The following is an 18788-nucleotide window of genomic DNA, read 5'->3' as shown; positions in this document are numbered from 1 at the left end:
CTCCCGCTTAGGATTGCTTGGGTTTTTGTTGAGCCTCAGGCGCAGGAGTGTCGCCTGGCGCACCTGCAGGTGCCGCTTCTTGTGGATGAGGACTTACCGGAGCGCCTGGGCGCAGCTTGATGATGTTGTCGACAGCCACCTTGTCACCGGCACTCAGGCCTTTAAGCACAACCCAGCCCTGCCCTTGCCAACCGCCTGTCACGATGGGACGCACAGTCGCTTCGTTCTTTTCGTTGATCACGTAAACAAACTTGCCCTGCTGCATATTCACTACCGCAACCTGAGGCACGATGAAGACGCCATCACGCTGACCGGTAGTGACACGCGCACGAACAAACTGACCAGGCAGCAGGCGCTGATCTTCATTATCAAAGGTGGCACGCAATTGCTGGGTACCCAAGGTAGGATCAATCTGGCTGGCAGCAAAGTTGAGCTTGCCTTTTTGTTGATACTCACTGCCGTCTGGCAATACCACCGTGACCTGCTTTACATTTTTTTCCGTCAAGCGACCGCCCAATTGTGTCAGTTCGTTATCAGAGAAACTGAACCGTACCCAGATAGGAGACAGTTGCACCAGAGTAGTCAGCAAGCTGGAGTTTGCTTCGACCAGCGCACCTTCAGAGAATTGAAAACGACCGGAAACACCGCTGACCGGAGCAGTCACTGTCGTATAGGAAAGATTCAGCTCTGCCTGCCGTACGGCAGCCTCAGCTGCCAGCAGATTGGCATTGGCAACGGCGTTGTCAGAGACGGCATTATCATATTCGCGCTGACTGACGGATTGCGTGGAGAGCAGATTCTGCAAACGCGCTTCTTCGCGACGCGTTTGTTCAATTCTGGCTTTCTGTTGCGCCAGCTCCGCACGCGCTTGCTGCAAGGCAATCTGATAAGGCACAGGGTCAATCAAAAACATGGGCTGACCCGCTTTTACTGACTCACCTTCCTGGTACAAACGCTTGAGCAAAATACCGCCCACGCGAGGACGCACTTCAACTTCTTTGGCCCCCTCGGTCTGAGCTACAGCTTCTGCAGTAATGGGGACGTTAGTGGGCTGCATCTCCATTACCGTCACTGGCATGGCGCCACCTTGATGTTGTGCGGCACTTTGGTCGTTCTTGCCACATGCACTTACTGCTATTCCAGCGATAAGTGCAAGCAGTAAAGGTGCTTGGAACTTACTGCCAATACGTTTACTGCCCCGATCAAAATTGAAGGCTGCCATCTGTAACTCCATGTCTAATATACAAAGATTCTTGACTTACATACGTGAATGTATGTATATTACATACAAACATGCTTGTATGTAAACCCCATTTTTATAAGGTTATCGCCTAAGTCATATGGTACGCAAAACCAAAGAAGATGCTGCTATCACTCGTCAACGCATCATAGATGCCGCGCGCGAAGTGTTTCTTGTTCGAGGTGTTAGCAGAACCAGCATGGAACAGATTGCTGCCCAAGCTGGCCTGACGCGCGGGGCGATTTACTGGCACTTTGACAGTAAAACGGAAATTTTGCTGGCATTGCGTGAGCGCGTGTTTCTTCCCCTGATTGACCGCATGGATGACACCCTGCTGAAAGCCGCTGAGGGTGCAGAAGACCCCTTGCTTAACATAGAGCGCTTTCTGACCGAAACCATACAAGTACTAAATGACAGTAGCGAGACAAGACAGACCTACGAAATCATGATGATCAAGTGTGAGTATGTTGATGAATTTGCCGAAGTTCTACAACAAATAGCCAATAATTGCTCCAATATTTCCTTGAACATCAAGCGCGCTTATCAACGCGCCCAGGAGCTGGACCTGCTTGATACAAGTTGCACACCAGAAGAGTACGCAATGGATACTTACCTCTTTTTCAGCGGTCTTCTCCATATGTGGATAAAAGATCCTGAAGGTAGCGAGCGCAGGCAACAAACAAACAACTTCATCCGCGCCCACGTAAGGCTACGCCGGAAAACGAAAACGGCTTAAATCAGCCCCCTTCGGGTGCAAACATTCTTTTTTACGCACCAAAATATGGCAATCCATGTGCGCTAATAGATATAGCCTCGACAAGAACGCCTCATATCAGTGCCACACCTTCTGGCCTGATCCTTGCTAAAAGCTATGCTGTTATTAAGACTTATTGGCATTCTGCAGAATATCAAGATCATGACGAATCAAGACCATGCGACTCAGCTTAGCTCATCATAGTAAAGTCGAAGACTATACTACCAGCGTGAGTGCATTCATACGCAACTGGCTCCAGCATCGTGAGCACATCCTGGACTCCCTGTTAAAAAACATGGAGGGTATGGCTTATTGTTGTCTGGTGGATGCGCATTGGACCATGCTGTTCATCAGTGATGGATGCTTTGACCTGACAGGCTATCGCCCTGACGAACTGCTGCACAATGGTCGTACCAGCTTTGAAGAGTTGACCTTGGTTGAGGACCGTGCGCGGATACGCGGCATCGTGGAAGACGCCTTATCCCGACGCGAGCGTTTCGAAATCGAATACCGGATCATGACAATCAATGGTGATATCCGCTGGGTTAACGAGCGTGGAACCGGGATTTTCAATCCGCAAGGTCAAGTCGAGGCGCTTGAAGGATTTATCCAGGACATCACGCAACGCAAACTGAACGAACAAGCGCTGCAGGAAGCGGAACGACGTTATCGCAACATCTTCGAGAACTCAATCGAAGGTATTTTTCAGACCAGTCATGATGGACAGTACATCAATGCCAATCCAGCCCTCGCCAGGATTTATGGTTATGAGAGTCCGGAAGAGCTGATTCAAAACCTGAACAACATTGCCCAGCAACTGTATGTCCAACCTGAAAGCCGCCAGACTTTCCTTACACTGATGCAACTTGAGGACCGGGTAGTCAATTTCGAGTCGCAAATCTATCGCCGTGACGGCAGCACCATCTGGATTTCGGAAAATGCCCGCGCTGTCCGTAATGAGGAAGGCAAGCTGCTCTATTTTGAAGGCACGGTAGAAGACATTACCGAGCGCAAAAGCTATAACGCCTTGATCGAATATCAGGCCACGCATGATGACCTGACCGGCCTGCCCAATCGCACGCTGATGCAGGACAGGCTTTTGCAGGCGATCAGCTATGCGGATCGCACTGCGTCCAAGCTTGCCGTGGTCTTTGTGGATCTGGACAAATTCAAAGACATCAATGACAGCATGGGGCACTTTATCGGGGATCAGCTGTTGATCGCCATGGCGCGTCGGCTGGAAAGCTGCATTCGGGACAGTGATACGGTTGCCCGGCCAGGTGGTGATGAGTTTGTGCTGCTGCTCTCCAACATTCACGGCATGGATGCCCTCAGCCAGACACTGCAACGCGTGCTGGCGCTGACCTCCGAGCCTTGCAGCATTGAGGGCAAGGATTTCACCGTCACCAGCAGCATCGGCATCAGCCTGTACCCGGACGACGGCAAGACCAGCGAAACCCTGCTTAAAAATGCAGATACGGCTATGTACAAGGCCAAGCAGGAAGGCAAGAATAATTTCCAGTTTTATACCCGCGAGCTGAATTCCATCCTGATCGAACGACTGGAGATGGAATACCAGATGCGCAATGCGCTGGGGCACAATGAATTTCATCTGCATTACCAACCCAAGCTCAATTTACGGACGCAACGCATTACCGGCGTTGAAGCGCTGATACGCTGGCACAACCCTAGGCAAGGATTGATCTCGCCTAATCGCTTTATTCCGATTGCGGAAGAAAGCAGCCTGATCGAGCAGATCGGCTCTTGGGTATTAGAAAAAGCCTGTACGGAAAGCATCGCCTTGTCACGGCTTTCTGGATATGACGTACCAGTCTCGGTGAATGTCTCTCCGCGACAGTTTCAGCAGAGCGACCTTGTCAGGAATATTTCGCGTGTGCTGCAAGAAACGGGGCTTAACCCTTCACTGCTCGAACTTGAAATCACCGAGGGTACGCTGGCGGATACGTCACCTCAGTTCATCAAGGTGCTGAATGACTTGAAAGCGTTGGGCGTAAAGCTTGCCATTGATGACTTTGGGACGGGGTATTCCAGTCTGGGTTACCTCAAGCATTTCCCGATTGATAATCTCAAGATAGATCGCAGCTTTGTCATGGGGCTGGAAAGTGATACGGCAAACCAGGCCATTCTGAAAGCGATTGTGGCATTGGGGCATAACCTGGGCATTAACCTGGTAGCAGAAGGCGTGGAAACGGAGCGACAACGCGACTTCCTGCTAAGTATCGGTTGCGATGAAATGCAGGGCTTTCTGTTCAGCCAGCCATTACCATTTGACCAGACGGGGAAGCTGCTACTGGCGCAAGACAAGCTTGTGTAGGCCCTGCAATGCCGTTATCATGCGTTCAATAGCACTTCAGGAACGATTATGGATTTTCAGACTGGCCAGATTTGCAAGGGTGAAATCTACGGCAAGCAGACATCCAGCAAATTCGTGATGTATAACGTGCTCAAGGTGAGCAAAAACAACATCACCTTGCAAAACATCGACAATCCTCTAAGCCTGTTCGAAACCACCACGCAAAAACTTCTCGCCGCAGGCTACATTCGCGTGAGTCAAACGCCCTACGTCAATACGGAAAAAACCGGGAAAAAACGCAAGGCCATCAAGCAACCGGTGCGCTGCCCTTATACACTGGACTTTCTGGAGGAGCGGGCAGACTCAGAGCGCCCGCACCCCATCATGCCGGATTTGTTCGGCAATCCCTGACCTGACTCTCGACTAGCAAGGGATTACCTGATCCTCAAATCGATTCAGGTGGGCCACCCCATAGATCGTGTCCATCAGCATCCGTGATTTGCACCTCTACGAGATCGCCAGGGTTCAAGCCTTCCGCATCTGCCAGATACACCACACCATCGATTTCGGGCGCGTCAGACATGGTACGGGCAATCGCCTCATCGCCATTGACTTCATCCACCAGCACAGTTTCCAAGCGCCCTACCCGACGTTGTAACTTCTCTGCGCTGATCGCCTCCTGCACTTCCATGAAACGCGCCAGACGTTCCTGCTTCAGCTCTTCTGGCACCGCATCCGGCAAAGCATTCGCAGCAGCACCATCTACAGCGGAATAGGCAAAACAGCCAACACGGTCCAGCTCAGCTTCCTGCAGGAAATCCAGCAACATCTGGAAGTCTTCTTCAGTCTCGCCAGGGAAGCCGGTAATAAAGGTGCTGCGAATCGTAATATCAGGACAAATGTCACGCCATGCCTTGATACGGGCGAGGTTGTTTTCGCTGCTTGCCGGCCGTTTCATTGCCTTGAGAATGCGCGGGCTGGCATGCTGAAACGGCACATCCAGATACGGCAGGATCAAGCCATCGGCCATCAGCGGGATGATCTCATCGACATGCGGATAAGGGTAGACATAATGCATGCGCACCCACACGCCAAGATCACCTAGCCCACGCGCCAACTCCGTCATGCGCGTCTTGATCGGGCGACCATTCCAGAAACCTGTACGGTATTTGACATCCACACCATATGCGCTGGTGTCTTGCGAAATTACCAGCAGTTCGGAAACACCGGCATTGACCAGATTTTCCGCTTCCTGCATCACTTCCCCGATCGGGCGGCTGACTAGGTCGCCGCGCATGGAAGGGATAATGCAGAAGCTGCAACGATGGTTACAGCCTTCCGATATTTTCAGGTAAGCATAATGCTTGGGCGTCAAGCGCACGCCTTGTGGCGGCACCAGGTCAGTGTAGGGATCATGCGGCTTGGGCAAATTGGCATGCACGGCCGTCATCACTTCTTCCAGCGCATGCGGGCCTGTCACGGCAAGGACACTGGGATGCGCTGTTTGCACCACATCGGCCTTGGCACCAAGACAGCCGGTAACAATAACTTTACCATTTTCGGCCAGAGCTTCGCCAATCGCATCGAGTGACTCTTGCACTGCACTATCAATAAAGCCGCAGGTATTGACGACCACCAGGTCTGAATCCTGATAGGAGCCAGAAATGCTGTAGCCCTCGGCGCGCAGCTGCGTGAGTATGCGCTCAGAATCCGAAGACGCCTTGGGGCAGCCTAGGGAAACAAAGCCAACTTTTGGAATGGATTGGTTCATACGTATATTCTCAATTAAAATCTGGGCACTCATATCACCTGAGTTTCTGAAAAGCCCTTATGTATATTGTTGCCATCGCCTGGCTGTACGTTACTGTACTGATGGCAGCCACCGAGCCCAGCCTGGTGGCTGGCATCCTGACCTTTGTTTTTTATGGCTTGCTGCCATGTGCATTGCTGCTCTGGTTATTTGGTACGCCGCAACGTCGACGCCACAAACTGGCACAGGAAAAAGCAGCCCTACTCCAGGAAAAACTTGGTGAGCCAGATAGAAGCAATGCCAAGCATGATCAATAGCACCTGCTGAACGGTCGCCTTGAGTTCGGTCCGCTTGTGCAAACCGGGAATCAAATCTGCGACCGCGACATAAATCATGCTGGCAGCAGCCAGGCCCAGAATATAGGGAATCCAGCCTTGTACCGTCTGCAAGGCAAAGTAGGCAAGCAAACCGCCACCCAATGTCGCCAGGCTGGAAAGCAGATTCAGCAGAATGGCCTGACGCTTGGTATAGCCCGAATGCAACAGAATCAGGAAATCCCCGACTTCCTGTGGAATTTCATGCGCGATAATCGCCAGGGCCGTTACCATCCCCAGCTTCATGTCGACCATAAACGCCGCGGCAATCAATATGCCATCCACAAAATTATGAAAGGTATCGCCCACCATGATCATCATGCCGCTACGACCATGATCATGCCCGTGATCGTGTGAGGATGCTGCTGGTTCATGGCCGCTGTGAGCCTCGCACTCATTGCCATGGCAATGCCGCCACAACACGAGCTTTTCCAAAATAAAAAACAGCAAGATGCCAAACAACACCGTCATCGCCATTGCCTCCACGCTGGAGGCTTCATGCAACGCATGCGGCAATATTTCCAGGAATGCGGCACCGAGCAAGGCACCAATGGCATAGCTTACCAGCATGGGAATCCATGCTGGACGAGCCTTTAACACAAATAGTGCTGCACACAGAATACTGAGTACGCCACCGGCCAGGTTGGTAAAAATGATGGCTGATAATATCGACATAACTGCGCATTATACGGGATAACGCCGATCCTCATGATGTGGAAATAGGACACAGATTATTGATATCGGCAATGTGGCGGGCTGTCGAACATGACACGTGTATTTGCACGTCCGGTAGATCTACTCAACCGCACTAAAGCTCCAATATTCTAAAATTGACATTGGTGAAGTGAAAAAGATATGAGCCATCAAAGCCACGAGCATTAGAATTCCAACAGCAATTTTTATATTTTTTGACATTGTTTATCCCTTATTTTAATTATTACTGAACGACTCTTTATTCAGTTTATGTGAGGATAGCATTGCCCAAATACTCTTAAAAGCATCCATCAGCGCCGACGATGCCTGCGTGTTCGGCAAGAGAGTAGACGCATACTTAAAGTAATACAAAAGAACAGATAGCGAGTTGAAGTGTAATAAGCCATATGTAAAAGCGAGCTGCCAAGATCCTCATCGCAATCCATTTCATTCCCCTTATCACTGGTAACCCGGCCAAGCTATCTCACCTCGTTACAATATGGCGCTTGATTTATCAAATGATAATCATTATCATTGTTGAAAATTAAGATAACCGGGAAGCCCTGTACGATGTCCACTACTCCATCCTCCGCAAAAAAATGCCTGCTGTCGCTATTTGACGATCTGATCGGGCATGACGGCTTTGGCAATCTTAAAGTCGAAATGCGCATCCTGCGTCGGGGCCAGAAGGAAGTCATCATCGACTGCGGCAAACAATATCGTTTTGTGGTCGACTTTCAGCCCAAGGGCATTGAAACCAGCCCTGCAACCGAAATGGCAACACTTCTGGAATCCTGATTTACCCCGGCCTGGCCGGTTGTTGTATTCATCCGACGGTGTGGGACCGTGGATTTGTAATGTTGAGCCAATCGCCTAACAGCGCCTTCGAGAGGAAGGGTCAACGGCATATTCACGAGGACTATCATGACGTTATCTACAAAACTATCCGCACTTACCCTGATGCTGGGCGCTGCATTCAGCGGCTCCGCTTTCGCTACCACCAATGTCTGGGATTCTGCCGCACCCTGGGGCAGCGCAAGCCTGACCGATTTTGCCGCATGGGACAATTTTGGCGGCACTACCGACAACTCGGCTGACTATGGTTCTGGCGGCACGGTCAAAGAAACCAGCGGCACATCCTTCGTCACCAGCGGCGGCAATATCTACAGCTTTGCCACGGCTACCAGCTTCGTTTCCACTCTGGTCAGCAGCGCAACATCGGGCTTCTTTGATGTGTATCTGCGGATTAGCACCTTGGGTACGGTAGCTAACACCACGGCGACACTAAATGGTGTTGCAGCCACATCCACCCTGGCATTCAATGAAGGCCAAGGCACGGTAATGGGTGGCACCTCGGCAGAACAAGAGTTGTACTGGGTATGGAGCAATGTGGCGGCCTCCTCGCTCTATACATTTGCGTTCAGCTCAACCAGCTCCAGCATGAGCCTGGATCAGCTTGCACTGGCTACCGTTGCATTGCCATCGACACCGATTGCGACCTCTCCAGTCCCAGAGCCTGAAACCTACGGCATGATGGCTGCGGGCTTAGGCTTGATCGGATTCATGGGTCGACGCCGCAGCAAAAACCGCTACAACCTGGCATAAGCCTTCGCCCCGACCCCTGGTCGGGGCTTTTTCTGTCCTGATCTGGGCCCCTCTCATGTTAATTCCGCCTGTCGGAATCCGTCCGCATGACGCGCGACGGCTAATGATTATTTTCGTTGTCGCATTTAACACGCTATCGGCTCCTGCTCACGCTGAACTTGTGGGTAACGAAAACACGACAACAGACACTACGTTGAATAGCAGCACAAAGGCTGCCACCAGCGAACCCAATGAGCAAACATTGCCGGAAGTAAGCGTAAGTGCACGCCACGTTGAAGATGAGCGCATTGACACCACACGTGCCATCACCACCATCACCAGCGAAGATCTGGAGCGCCTGCAACCCGCCACGTTGTTTGATGCCATTAAGGATGTGCCCAGTGTGGCGATCAACGGCGGACCGCGTCCCAGCGGCATGTCATTCAACATACGCGGATATGCCGACAATGAGGATGTCGCCGTAAAAGTGGACGGTATCCCCAAGGGGTTTGAGAAATACCGCATGGGCGGCACCTTCCTTGAGCCTGAACTGCTGAAAAGTGTGGAAGTACAGCGCGGGCCACAAATTACCAGTGGCTCGGGTTCACTGGGCGGCACCATTATTGCCACCACCAAAGATGCCGCTGACCTGCTGCAGCCTGGCCAACGCTATGGTGCACGCGCCAAATTCGGCTATGCCAATAACAACGACGAATATTCGCGCTCATACATGGTGTATGGACGGCCGGATGACCGGATTGATATTCTCTTCAACTATTCCAATCGTCAGTCCAACGACATCATGCAGCCAGGAGGTGTCAGGCTGGAAAACTCGGCGATCAATTCCATTTCCAAGCTGCTTAAAGTCAGCGTTTTCCCAAGCGAAAGCGTGCAGCTGACAACCTCCATCGTCAGTTTTGAAGACAGCGGCCTGCAGCCTTATGACGCCACTGGCGGACAACCAGGTACATTCGGCAATGTTATCCGCAGCATTGAAGACCTGACCTGGTCAGAAACCCTGCATTACCGTCCTGACAACCGCTGGGTGGATTTCAAAGCCATATTTGGCAAAGGCTACACAGACCTGCATGATTTGATCTATCCCGGCATGTCGAGCATCAACCCGGCTTGCACTCCCGTTCTTTGTCGTGGCAACCTGAATGATTACTACCGCTACGAAACGACCAATCTCGACATCAGCAACCGCTCCCGCGTGATCCAGCATAAAGACTTGAGCCTGGAGCTTTTGCTTGGCCTGCAATACAACAAAAACCAGCGTGAAGTGAGCCGCTATTTCGACAATACTGCCTATAGCCAGACGTTCTATCCGGATGGCTTTAATGCCTCGGCGCCCCCGGGCACCAAATCTTACGTTGCCTATTATCTGCAACCCAAGCTGAGCGTGGGACGATTCAGCATCATGCCCGGATTCCGCAAAGACTTTTATCAGGTCGATGCCGCAGGCGGCACCTTGGATCTGCTTGAGCAGTATGATCAGGCATCTACCATCAAATTTCGTCAGGAAAGTTACAGCCTGGGCTTGGCCTATGCCTTATTGCCGCAAGCCGCAAACCAGCAACTCACGCTTTACAGCAATTATGGGCAGGGATTTCGCCCGCCATTAGTGGATGAATATTTCACGCAAGGGGTATTCAGCCGTTGTCTGAGCTTCTTCATGTCCAATGGCCCGGACTCGCAGATTTGTGGTGATCTTTATCGCCCCCAAACTTCGGAATCCACTGAAGCAGGCATCAGTTACCAGACTCCACGATTGTTCGGTAGCGATATCCAGTTCACATCAAAGTTGAATTTTTTCCATATACGCACCAGCCACCTGCTGACGTCTCTGCGCCAGAACGATGCGGGGGAGATTGTTCAGGATGGATGGGAGCGTCGAAATGGCGTCGAATTCGAAAGCACGATGTCGACACGTCGGTTATATGGCCGTATGTCCTATTCGCGCATAACCGGCAAACTGTTTGATGGTGAAGAATATATTCCCCTGTATACCGTGCCTGGCAACGCCTTCAACATCACCCTTGGTGGCAGCCTGAATGCAAACGTAGACGTGAATGTCAGTTACCGACGGGTTTCCGAGCGTACCGTGGTCACAGCAGGTGGTGGCTTCATCCCCCTGGAGTTCGGGACACAGGATCGCTATGAGGTGTTTAACGCAGGCATACATTGGGCTGCGACCAAAAATGTGGGATTCCGCTTGATTGGTGAAAACCTGAACAACAAGGAGTATCGGCTGGATGGGGCATTTGGTGGGACAATCGGCAATATTGCTCCCGGACGAAATGTCCGCATAGTGGCCGAGTTTACCTACTAGGTTTTATGTAGATGGGATTATCGACTTAGCCAGATCATGCTGGCCATGCGGCCACATGCACCATCGCGGCGATAGGAGAAAAAGCGGCTGGCATCATGGAACGTGCAATATTCGCCGCCATAGACTCGCGTTACACCCAGTGCAGCCAGGCGTTGGCGGGCAAGCAGGTAAATATCCGCCAGCCATTTGCCATGCTCCGTTGCTGCAAACGCTTTCGCTGCCTGGGCATCGTGATTTACAAATATCTGATAGACATCATCTCCCACTTCAAATGCGTCTGGGCCAATCGCAGGCCCCAGCCACGCCAGCAGGGTATCCGCCGGTGCATGCATGGCTTCGACCGTGCGCTCAATCACACCCTGACTGAGGCCACGCCAGCCTGCATGGGCGGCAGCGACGACCGTACCGGATGCATCACATAACAACACAGGCAGGCAATCCGCTGTCATGACCGTGCACACGGTATCCACATGCCGCGCCACCGCCGCATCGGCCTGTGGCACGCAAGAAGCCAAGGCCGCGTCCTGCACGATGGTGCCATGCACCTGCTCCATCCATATGGGTTCGGATGGCAGCATACCACTCAGTCGCTGCCGGTTTGCCGCCACATGCAAGGGATTATCACCGACATGCGTTCCCAGATTCAGACTGTCATACGGCGCCTGACTGACGCCCCCAGAGCGTGTGGTTTGCACCACATGCACATGGGGAGGAGCTGGCCACTCCGGCACAATCAGGGAGGCATCAGTCAATTTCATCTTCATCATCCAGCCATTCATCATCGGGATATGCGTCATCCAGACCATCGTCTTCCATATCCTCTTCAAACGCGAAAGGAAGATCGACTTCATCCGCCGGTACCAGACGCATGGCTTCCAGCAGTGACTTCATATCGGCAGGCAACTCCACCTGCCACTCCATGAATTCCCCAGTGGCAGGATGAATCAACCCCAACTTGACCGCATGCAAGGCCTGTCGACCAAAATTGAGAACAGCATCACGCAAATGCTGCGGCATCATGCGCAAAGGCACGATTCCCCGGAGGCCATAGACAGGATCGCCCACCAGCGGCGCTTTCAAATGTTGCATGTGGACGCGGATCTGGTGTGTACGGCCGGTCTCCAGGTTGCACCGCAAATAAGTGTGTACCGCAAAACGCTCCAGCACTTCATATCGGGTTACCGCTGGTTTGCCATTGCGATTAATCGCCATTTTGGTTCGGGCATGAGGATGGCGGCCTATGGGCTGATCGACACGTCCGTTTTGCCATACCTGCCCCCACACAATGGCGCGGTATTCGCGTTTGACAGTACGTGCCTGCAACTGGCGCACCAGGCTGGTCTGCGCGGTGAGCGTCTTGGCGACAACCAGCAAGCCGCTGGTGTCTTTATCGAGCCGGTGCACAATCCCGGCCCGTGGCAGGTCCTTTACCACCGGCGCATGATGCAGCAAGGCATTCAGCAACGTGCCAGTCCAGTTGCCCGCTGCCGGATGTACTACCAGACCCGCAGGTTTGTTGATGACCAGGATATGCTCATCTTCATACTGCACATCCAGTGGAATATCCTCAGCCTCAAAAGCATGTTGATCAGGGGCTGGCTGCACTTGCACCAGCAAGCGCTCCCCTCCCCATACTTTGGTCTTGGCCGTCACGGCCTGCGCGGGTTCCAGCGTTACCAGGCCATCCTTGATCCATTGCTGCAAACGCGAGCGTGAATGCTCGGGCAATAGCTTTTGCAGTGCCTGATCCAGTCGCAAGCCGCCAAGGTCTTGTGGAATAATGAGAGTGATAGGAGTGGTTTGGGTCATCGGTTATAATCTACAAGACTTTTAATCTGGATATTTTTAAATGAAGCATAGTTTAGCGTTTATTGCGGTACTCTGGCTGTCTGGTTGCGCGATCTTCGGCGCCCCAACAGAGTTAGACGAGACCAAAGGCTGGTCGGCGCAACGCATTTACACCGAAGCCGACGAAAAAATGCGCTCACGCGATTACGAAAAAGCCATCAAATATTTTGAAACGCTGGAATCTCGCTATCCGCATGGCCGCTTCGCCACTCAGGCACAAATGGACAAGATCTACGCCTACTACAAGCGCAATGACCCGATTTCCACCATTGCCTCCGCCGACCGCTTCATCAAGCTGCATCCAGATCATCCCAACATCGACTATGCCTACTACATGAAAGGCCTGGCGACATTCAACGAACGCGGTGTTGTTGAAAAACTGACCAAACAACAAATCAGTGACCGTGACCCCAAGTCATTGCGAGAATCCTTCCTTGCACTCAAGGAACTGGTCACCCGCTACCCCAACAGCCGCTACGTCAAGGATGCCACCCTGCGCATGACCTATCTGGTCGACATGCTGGCTAACCATGAACTGCACGTAGCGCGCTACTACATGAAACGCCAAGCCTATCTGGCCTCGGTCAATCGCTGCAAGTTTGTACTGGAAACCTATCCTGACTCACCCTCGGTTGAAGAAGCACTGGTCATCATGATCAGCGCCTACGATCTCATGGGCATGGATGATTTGAAGCAGGACACCCTGCGCGTGCTGCAAACTAACTACCCGGACAGCAAAATGCTGAAAAAGGGTGTTCCAGAAGAACGTGTATGGTGGAAATTCTGGGAAGGGCTCTACGCTTCTTGATACGAGCCTAGAAAGCGCCAGCCTTATTTCTTGCTGGCGCGTCCTTTACTCGCTGCAGGCGCCTTTTTGGCGCCTGTTGCATTTCTGGGCTTAGCCGGCGCCTTGGGCTTGATCGGAGCTTTAGGTTTTACACCCACATTGAGCTTGGTACCTGCAGGCTGCGCCAACGCTTCTTTTTCGGCGCGGCTTTTGGCATTCAGCTCAGCGCGCTGCGCAGTTTTACGACGACGCATGCTGACAATGCCCTCGCCCGCCTTGCGCTTGTCTTCTGGCTCGGCAAATGGATTGGCACCCTGATTGAATTGCACACGCAATGGCGTACCCGTCAGTTGGAATGCCTTGCGGAAAACACCTTCAAGATAGCGCTTGTAACTGTCCTTCACGCCGTCCACGTGGTTGCCGTGAATCACCACAATCGGCGGATTGCTCCCCCCTTGGTGGGCGTAACGCAGTTTGGGGCGTATACCTTTGCTGATAGGCGGCTGATGCTGAATGATGGCATCTTCCAGCACGCGGGTGAGCTGAGGTGTCGAAAGCTTGGCCATGGCCGCTTTATAGGCACCATCGACTGAGGTAAACAGCTCTGGCAGGCCCTTCTTGCGCAAAGCAGAAATGTAGTGGAACTTGGCAAAATCAAGAAACTGCAGCTTGCGGTCGATTTCGCGCTTGATCCAGTCGCGCTCATCTTCTTTCAAGCCGTCCCATTTGTTAATGGCAACCACCAGAGCCCGACCTGCTTCAAGAATATACGCCGCCACATGAGCATCCTGCTCGGTAATGCCCTCCTGGGCATCCACCACCAGAATGGCCACATTGGCTTCTTCAATCGCCTGTATGGTTTTGATGACCGAGAATTTTTCGATTGCCTCAAACACCTTGCCGCGCTTGCGCACGCCAGCGGTATCGATAATCGTGTAATGCTTGCCGTTGCGCTCAAGATCAATATGGATGGAATCGCGCGTAGTACCCGGCTGGTCAAACGCGATCACGCGCTCCTGCCCCAGCAAGGCATTGACCAGCGTGGATTTACCCACATTCGGCCGACCGACAATCGCCACCTTGGGCGTGCGGCTGCCATCGTTTTCTTCTTCAGGTTCGGGCTCGGGGAAATCTGCCAGCGCCAGTTCCACCAGATCGCGCACCCCTTCGCCATGGGCAGAAGAGATGGACAGGGGATCACCCAGGCCTAGCTCATGGAATTCCGCACTGACAATGGCGCGTTGCATGCCTTCTGTCTTGTTAACGGCAAGCAGCACCGGGCGCTGGCTTTTGCGCAGACGGTCCGCGATGACCTTATCCTGCGGTGCCAGGCCATTACGGCCATCCACCATGAAGATCACGACATCGGCTTCATCAATGGCCAGCAAGGTTTGCTTGGCCATTTCTTTCAGAATACCGCTATCCACCAGCGGTTCAAAGCCGCCAGTATCCACCACCAGAAATGGCTTGTCGCCACCGATGCCACGTCCGTAGTGGCGATCGCGGGTCAGGCCGGGCAGATCGGCCACCAGCGCATCCCGGCTCTTGGTCAGCCGGTTAAAAAGCGTGGATTTGCCGACATTGGGACGGCCGACCAGTACGATGGTGGGTAGCATGGATTATTTCAGTGAGATTGCGTAAAGCCCGCCCTTGCGGGTTTGGACCAGAATACCGTTGGTGCCCAGTGCCAGCATTTGTGGCATGACGGGACTATCTTCGGTGCGGATACGGCCTTCAAAAGCGCCATCTTCGCGCCCGAGGAAATGCACATAGCCTTGAATATCGCCCACCGCCACCACGCCGCCCATGGGCAACGGGGCGCTGAGCTGACGATTTTTGAGATCGCCCTGACGCCAGAACGTCTTGCCGCTGGAGTACTCCAGCGCGTAGACCGAGCCGGTCGCATGGGAAACATACACGCGCGCATCTTCCGAATTAAGACCGGTATAGCTGGAAATATCGCGGCCCCAGCTCACACGGCCAGTCGCGCGGTCAACCGCGGCGATCTTGCCCTGATATGCCACGGCATAGACCAAAGGACCATCCACCACAGGCAGGCTGGTAATGTCTGCGATACGTTCGATTTCTGTTGTACCCTTGGGTTGGGCAACGGAAGCTTCCCAGATGACCTTGCCATCTTCCACGCGCAGGGCAATCAGCTTGCCGCCGGCAAACCCGGCATAAGCCGCGCCGCCATCGACGGCAACGCCCGCGCTGCTACGCAGGCTCAGTGCCGGGGTGGCGCGCTCATATACCCACTTGCGAGCACCATCTACCGCATTAAGACCAAAAATACGGCTATCGCCACAACGGACGACGACCACACCATTATTCACTTGCGGAGCGCTTAACACTTCGCTGCTCACCTTGGATTTCCATAGCATCTTGCCTGCCTGATCATAGGCGACAACATAACCTGTGGCCGTACCAACCAGTACCAGATCAGTGCCTACCCCGACACCACCAGATAAACGCTGTCCGGCATTTACCTTCCACACCTGGGTACCCTTGATGGCATCAAACTTGAAGATATCGCCAGCGGCATTGGCGGCAAATACCTGACCATTGATCGCAGCCGGGGTGAAGTCGTAATCATCGGCAGCACCAAGACTGGCACGCCATATGATTTTCGGCGTCATGCTGGCCTTGAAATCCACCAGCTCAGCCGGTGGATCACTCAACTCACGGCCAAACATGCGCTCCGAAATATCGGTCTTCATGTCACTGATGGTGGAGCAACCGCTGATCGCCAGTGCAATCAGCACGGCTAATGAAATCTGACGCAAGGTTTAGCTCCCCAAGGATTCCAGTTTATGTTCAGTAAAGCGTCGATAGCGGCCTTGCTCGTCCAGCTTCAGCAATGCTTCTTGATAGGCCTGCTTGGCTTCGGCTTTTTTGCCTTGTGCCAGCAGAATGTCGCCCTTCAGGTCGGCAAACAAGCCATCAAAGGCAGCATCATGTTTTTGCGCCAGCGTTTTCAACGCGGCTTCATGGTCTTTTTCTTCAAACTGTATACCTGCCAGTTGCAGCATGGCCACGGCCGCCACCTGGTCTTCCTTGGCATGCTCGGCTGCCCATGCCAGCTGACGCTTGGCACTTGCCAGATCCTTGCTGGTATAGCTCACCTTGGCAGCAGCGATCGCAGCACGGGCGGCGTAAGGAGTGGACGAAAACTTATCCATCAGTTCACCGGCCGCGGCCTGAATCGCTTGGGTATCCTTGATGTCCAGTTGCGTCATGGCCTGATACTTGGCAGAAGCCTTGATGGCCTGCTGATTCAGGTAATAATTCCAGCCCTTGTAGCCTGCCAGACCAATCACGACTGCGATCAGCAGCACCTGAACATATTTACCGTTGGTTTTCCACCAGCTTTTCAGCGCGTCCAACTGTTCTTGTTCTTCCAAATCGTATGCCATTACGCCATCCTAAAATTCAAGGTTAATTATCAACTTGCACCTGATTAGCCTGCCGCGGCCAAACCAGCCAACGGCCGACGCCCTGGAATTGCATTTAGCAGATTCCGGGTATATTCCTGCTGGGGTGACTGATACAGGGAGTCCACATCACCCTGCTCCACCACTCTCCCCTTGTACATGACCGCCACCTGATCCGCAATATGACGCACCACACGCAAATCATGTGTAATGAAAAGGTAGCTCAGCTGCATTTCCTGCTGCAATTCGCGCAAGAGCAGCAATATCTGCGCTTGAATGGAAACATCCAGCGCTGAAACCGGCTCATCGCAGACCACCACCTTGGGCTCAAGCACCAAAGCACGGGCGATACCTATACGCTGACGCTGGCCACCGGAAAATTCATGTGGATATTTCTGCAAATCGGCCTCGCTCAGGCCAACCCGCTTCACCATCTGCACGACCTTGCGTTGCTGTTCGGATGCTGTGCCAAGATCATGAATCAGCAGGCCTTCGGCAATAATTTCGCCGACGCGCATGCGCGGATTCAATGAGGCAAACGGATCCTGAAACACCATTTGCAAATCGCGGCGTATCGCGCGCAATTCCTTGCCAGTCAATTTGGCCAGGTCATGGCCCTGAAATTGCACTTCGCCACTATCCAGGGGCAGCAATTGTAACAGACAACGGGCCAGGGTGGACTTGCCACTACCCGACTCACCAACGACAGCCAGCGTTTCACCAGCATTCAGCTGTATGCTGACATCGTCCAGCGCCTTAACCTTTTGCTGACCGAGACCAAACAATCCGCCGCGTTGCGGATATGTCTTGACCAGATGCCGGGCAACAAGAATCGCTTCGCTCATGGGTTGGCTCCCTTTGTTAGCCAGGCATAATCAATCGGCTTCAACGGCTTTTTACCATCGGCATCGGGCACACAATCCAGCAAGGCCTGGGTATAAGGATGCTGGGGATTGCCCAGCACATTTGCCACCGGACCAGACTCGACAATCTCGCCGCGGAACATGACCACGACATCGTCGGCGATATCCGCCACCACACCAAAATCATGGGTGATGAACAGCATGCCCATGTTCATGCGGGTTTTGAGTTCATCCAGCAATTTGAGAATCTGTGCCTGCACTGTCACATCCAGCGCGGTCGTCGGTTCATCGGCAATCAGCATGGCAGGCTCGCAAGCGATACTCATGGCGATCATCACACGCTGTCGCTGTCCGCCAGAAAGCTCATCGGGATAACTGTCTGCGCGCTCTGCCGGTATGCCCACCTGCTCAAGCAGGCTGCCTACCTTTGCCCGCAGGGCTTTTCCACGCAGGCCAAGATGCTCCGTCAGGCTCTCGCCTATCTGATACCCCACCTTCAGCACAGGATTCAGCGAGGTCATCGGCTCCTGGAAAATCATGCCTATTTGTTTGCCGCGAATGCCGCGCATTTCCTCTGAACTCAGGGAAGCCAGATCCCGCCCCTGAAAAATGACACGGCCATGGATGCGCTGAAGTTGCTCGGACAGAAGACCCATCACCGACAGCGCTGTCAGGCTTTTGCCGCTGCCCGACTCGCCTACCACACAGGTGGTTTTGCCTGACTCCAGCACAAAAGATACCTGATTGACCAGCTTGCGCTGGGGCGATTTAACCGGGACAACCGTCAGTTCTTCCATGCGCAGCAAGGCAGTCAT

At 53.1% G+C, this 18788-nt stretch carries 18 protein-coding genes; 8 read left to right on the top strand and 10 right to left on the bottom strand.

Features of this window, described 5'->3' with window-relative positions:
* Positions 1-7: 7 nt before the first annotated feature.
* A complete protein-coding gene (locus tag LG203_RS02415; RefSeq protein ID WP_230344337.1) occupies positions 8-1222 on the bottom strand; it encodes an efflux RND transporter periplasmic adaptor subunit in 1215 nt (404 codons plus the stop codon).
* Positions 1223-1340: 118 nt separating this feature from the next.
* Between LG203_RS02415 and LG203_RS02410 the strand changes: the two genes are divergently transcribed.
* From LG203_RS02410 to LG203_RS02400, 3 genes are all read left to right on the top strand, one after another.
* The gene (locus LG203_RS02410) at positions 1341-1976 is read left to right on the top strand and encodes a TetR family transcriptional regulator (RefSeq protein WP_230344336.1); all 636 of its coding nucleotides are present in this window, start codon (positions 1341-1343) and stop codon (positions 1974-1976) included.
* 196 nt (positions 1977-2172) lie between these two features.
* Positions 2173-4329 (top strand): putative bifunctional diguanylate cyclase/phosphodiesterase, encoded by a 2157-nt coding sequence (locus LG203_RS02405; RefSeq protein ID WP_230344335.1) that lies wholly within the window; start codon positions 2173-2175, stop codon positions 4327-4329.
* 48 nt (positions 4330-4377) lie between these two features.
* On the top strand, positions 4378-4719 hold the full coding sequence (locus LG203_RS02400) for a hypothetical protein (protein ID WP_230344334.1): 342 nt from the start codon (positions 4378-4380) through the stop codon (positions 4717-4719).
* A gap of 34 nt (positions 4720-4753) precedes the next feature.
* Here the strand turns inward: LG203_RS02400 and rimO are convergent, their stop codons facing one another.
* Positions 4754-6079 carry a 30S ribosomal protein S12 methylthiotransferase RimO gene (rimO, locus tag LG203_RS02395; protein ID WP_230344333.1) on the bottom strand — a complete coding sequence of 442 codons (1326 nt, stop codon included), beginning with the start codon at positions 6077-6079 and terminating at the stop codon, positions 4754-4756.
* Between the two features lie 59 nt (positions 6080-6138).
* Between rimO and LG203_RS02390 the strand changes: the two genes are divergently transcribed.
* Positions 6139-6375, top strand: a complete 237-nt coding sequence (locus LG203_RS02390; protein WP_230344332.1) for a hypothetical protein — start codon at positions 6139-6141, stop codon at positions 6373-6375.
* Here LG203_RS02390 and LG203_RS02385 read toward each other — a convergent pair.
* A complete protein-coding gene (locus LG203_RS02385) occupies positions 6319-7107 on the bottom strand; it encodes a ZIP family metal transporter (protein WP_230344331.1) in 789 nt (262 codons plus the stop codon). The genes LG203_RS02390 and LG203_RS02385 overlap by 57 nt on opposite strands.
* 588 nt (positions 7108-7695) lie before the next feature.
* On the opposite strand from LG203_RS02385, the gene LG203_RS02380 reads away from it, so the two are divergent.
* The 3 genes from LG203_RS02380 (at position 7696) to LG203_RS02370 (ending at position 11041) form a co-directional block, all read left to right on the top strand.
* A complete protein-coding gene (locus LG203_RS02380; protein ID WP_230344330.1) occupies positions 7696-7923 on the top strand; it encodes a hypothetical protein in 228 nt (75 codons plus the stop codon).
* A 126-nt stretch (positions 7924-8049) separates the two neighbouring features.
* Positions 8050-8730 (top strand): PEP-CTERM sorting domain-containing protein, encoded by a 681-nt coding sequence (locus LG203_RS02375; protein ID WP_230344329.1) that lies wholly within the window; start codon positions 8050-8052, stop codon positions 8728-8730.
* A 193-nt stretch (positions 8731-8923) separates the two neighbouring features.
* Positions 8924-11041, top strand: coding sequence for a TonB-dependent receptor plug domain-containing protein (locus LG203_RS02370; protein ID WP_230344328.1), 2118 nt, complete (start codon positions 8924-8926; stop codon positions 11039-11041).
* 17 nt (positions 11042-11058) lie between these two features.
* Here the strand turns inward: LG203_RS02370 and pgeF are convergent, their stop codons facing one another.
* Both pgeF and rluD read right to left on the bottom strand, forming a co-directional pair.
* Entirely contained in the window at positions 11059-11799 is a 741-nt protein-coding gene (gene pgeF / locus LG203_RS02365) for a peptidoglycan editing factor PgeF (protein WP_230344327.1), read from the bottom strand.
* Positions 11786-12850 (bottom strand): 23S rRNA pseudouridine(1911/1915/1917) synthase RluD, encoded by a 1065-nt coding sequence (gene rluD, locus LG203_RS02360; RefSeq protein WP_230344326.1) that lies wholly within the window; start codon positions 12848-12850, stop codon positions 11786-11788. The genes pgeF and rluD overlap by 14 nt, the downstream gene beginning before the upstream one ends.
* Before the next feature lie 40 nt (positions 12851-12890).
* Between rluD and LG203_RS02355 the strand changes: the two genes are divergently transcribed.
* Positions 12891-13697, top strand: coding sequence for an outer membrane protein assembly factor BamD (locus LG203_RS02355; RefSeq protein ID WP_230344325.1), 807 nt, complete (start codon positions 12891-12893; stop codon positions 13695-13697).
* Between the two features lie 23 nt (positions 13698-13720).
* On the opposite strand, the gene der is transcribed toward LG203_RS02355, so the two are convergent.
* The 5 genes from der to LG203_RS02330 are packed head-to-tail and all read right to left on the bottom strand — an operon-like array spanning position 13721 to position 18788.
* Complete coding sequence (gene der, locus LG203_RS02350) at positions 13721-15292, bottom strand: ribosome biogenesis GTPase Der (RefSeq protein WP_230344324.1); 1572 nt, start codon at positions 15290-15292, stop codon at positions 13721-13723.
* A gap of 3 nt (positions 15293-15295) precedes the next feature.
* On the bottom strand, positions 15296-16462 hold the full coding sequence (gene bamB / locus LG203_RS02345; protein WP_230344323.1) for an outer membrane protein assembly factor BamB: 1167 nt from the start codon (positions 16460-16462) through the stop codon (positions 15296-15298).
* Between the two features lie 3 nt (positions 16463-16465).
* Positions 16466-17092, bottom strand: a complete 627-nt coding sequence (locus LG203_RS02340; protein WP_230344322.1) for a tetratricopeptide repeat protein — start codon at positions 17090-17092, stop codon at positions 16466-16468.
* Between the two features lie 44 nt (positions 17093-17136).
* Positions 17137-17955 carry an ATP-binding cassette domain-containing protein gene (locus LG203_RS02335; protein ID WP_230344321.1) on the bottom strand — a complete coding sequence of 273 codons (819 nt, stop codon included), beginning with the start codon at positions 17953-17955 and terminating at the stop codon, positions 17137-17139.
* Positions 17952-18788 (bottom strand): ATP-binding cassette domain-containing protein, encoded by an 837-nt coding sequence (locus tag LG203_RS02330; RefSeq protein ID WP_230344320.1) that lies wholly within the window; start codon positions 18786-18788, stop codon positions 17952-17954. The genes LG203_RS02335 and LG203_RS02330 overlap by 4 nt, the downstream gene beginning before the upstream one ends.

The sequence above is a fragment of the Methylovorus mays genome (assembly GCF_020531915.1).
Taxonomy (GTDB): domain Bacteria; phylum Pseudomonadota; class Gammaproteobacteria; order Burkholderiales; family Methylophilaceae; genus Methylovorus; species Methylovorus mays.
The sequence above is the reverse complement of the archived record's forward strand: the minus strand, read 5'-3'. Positions and strand labels throughout refer to the sequence as shown.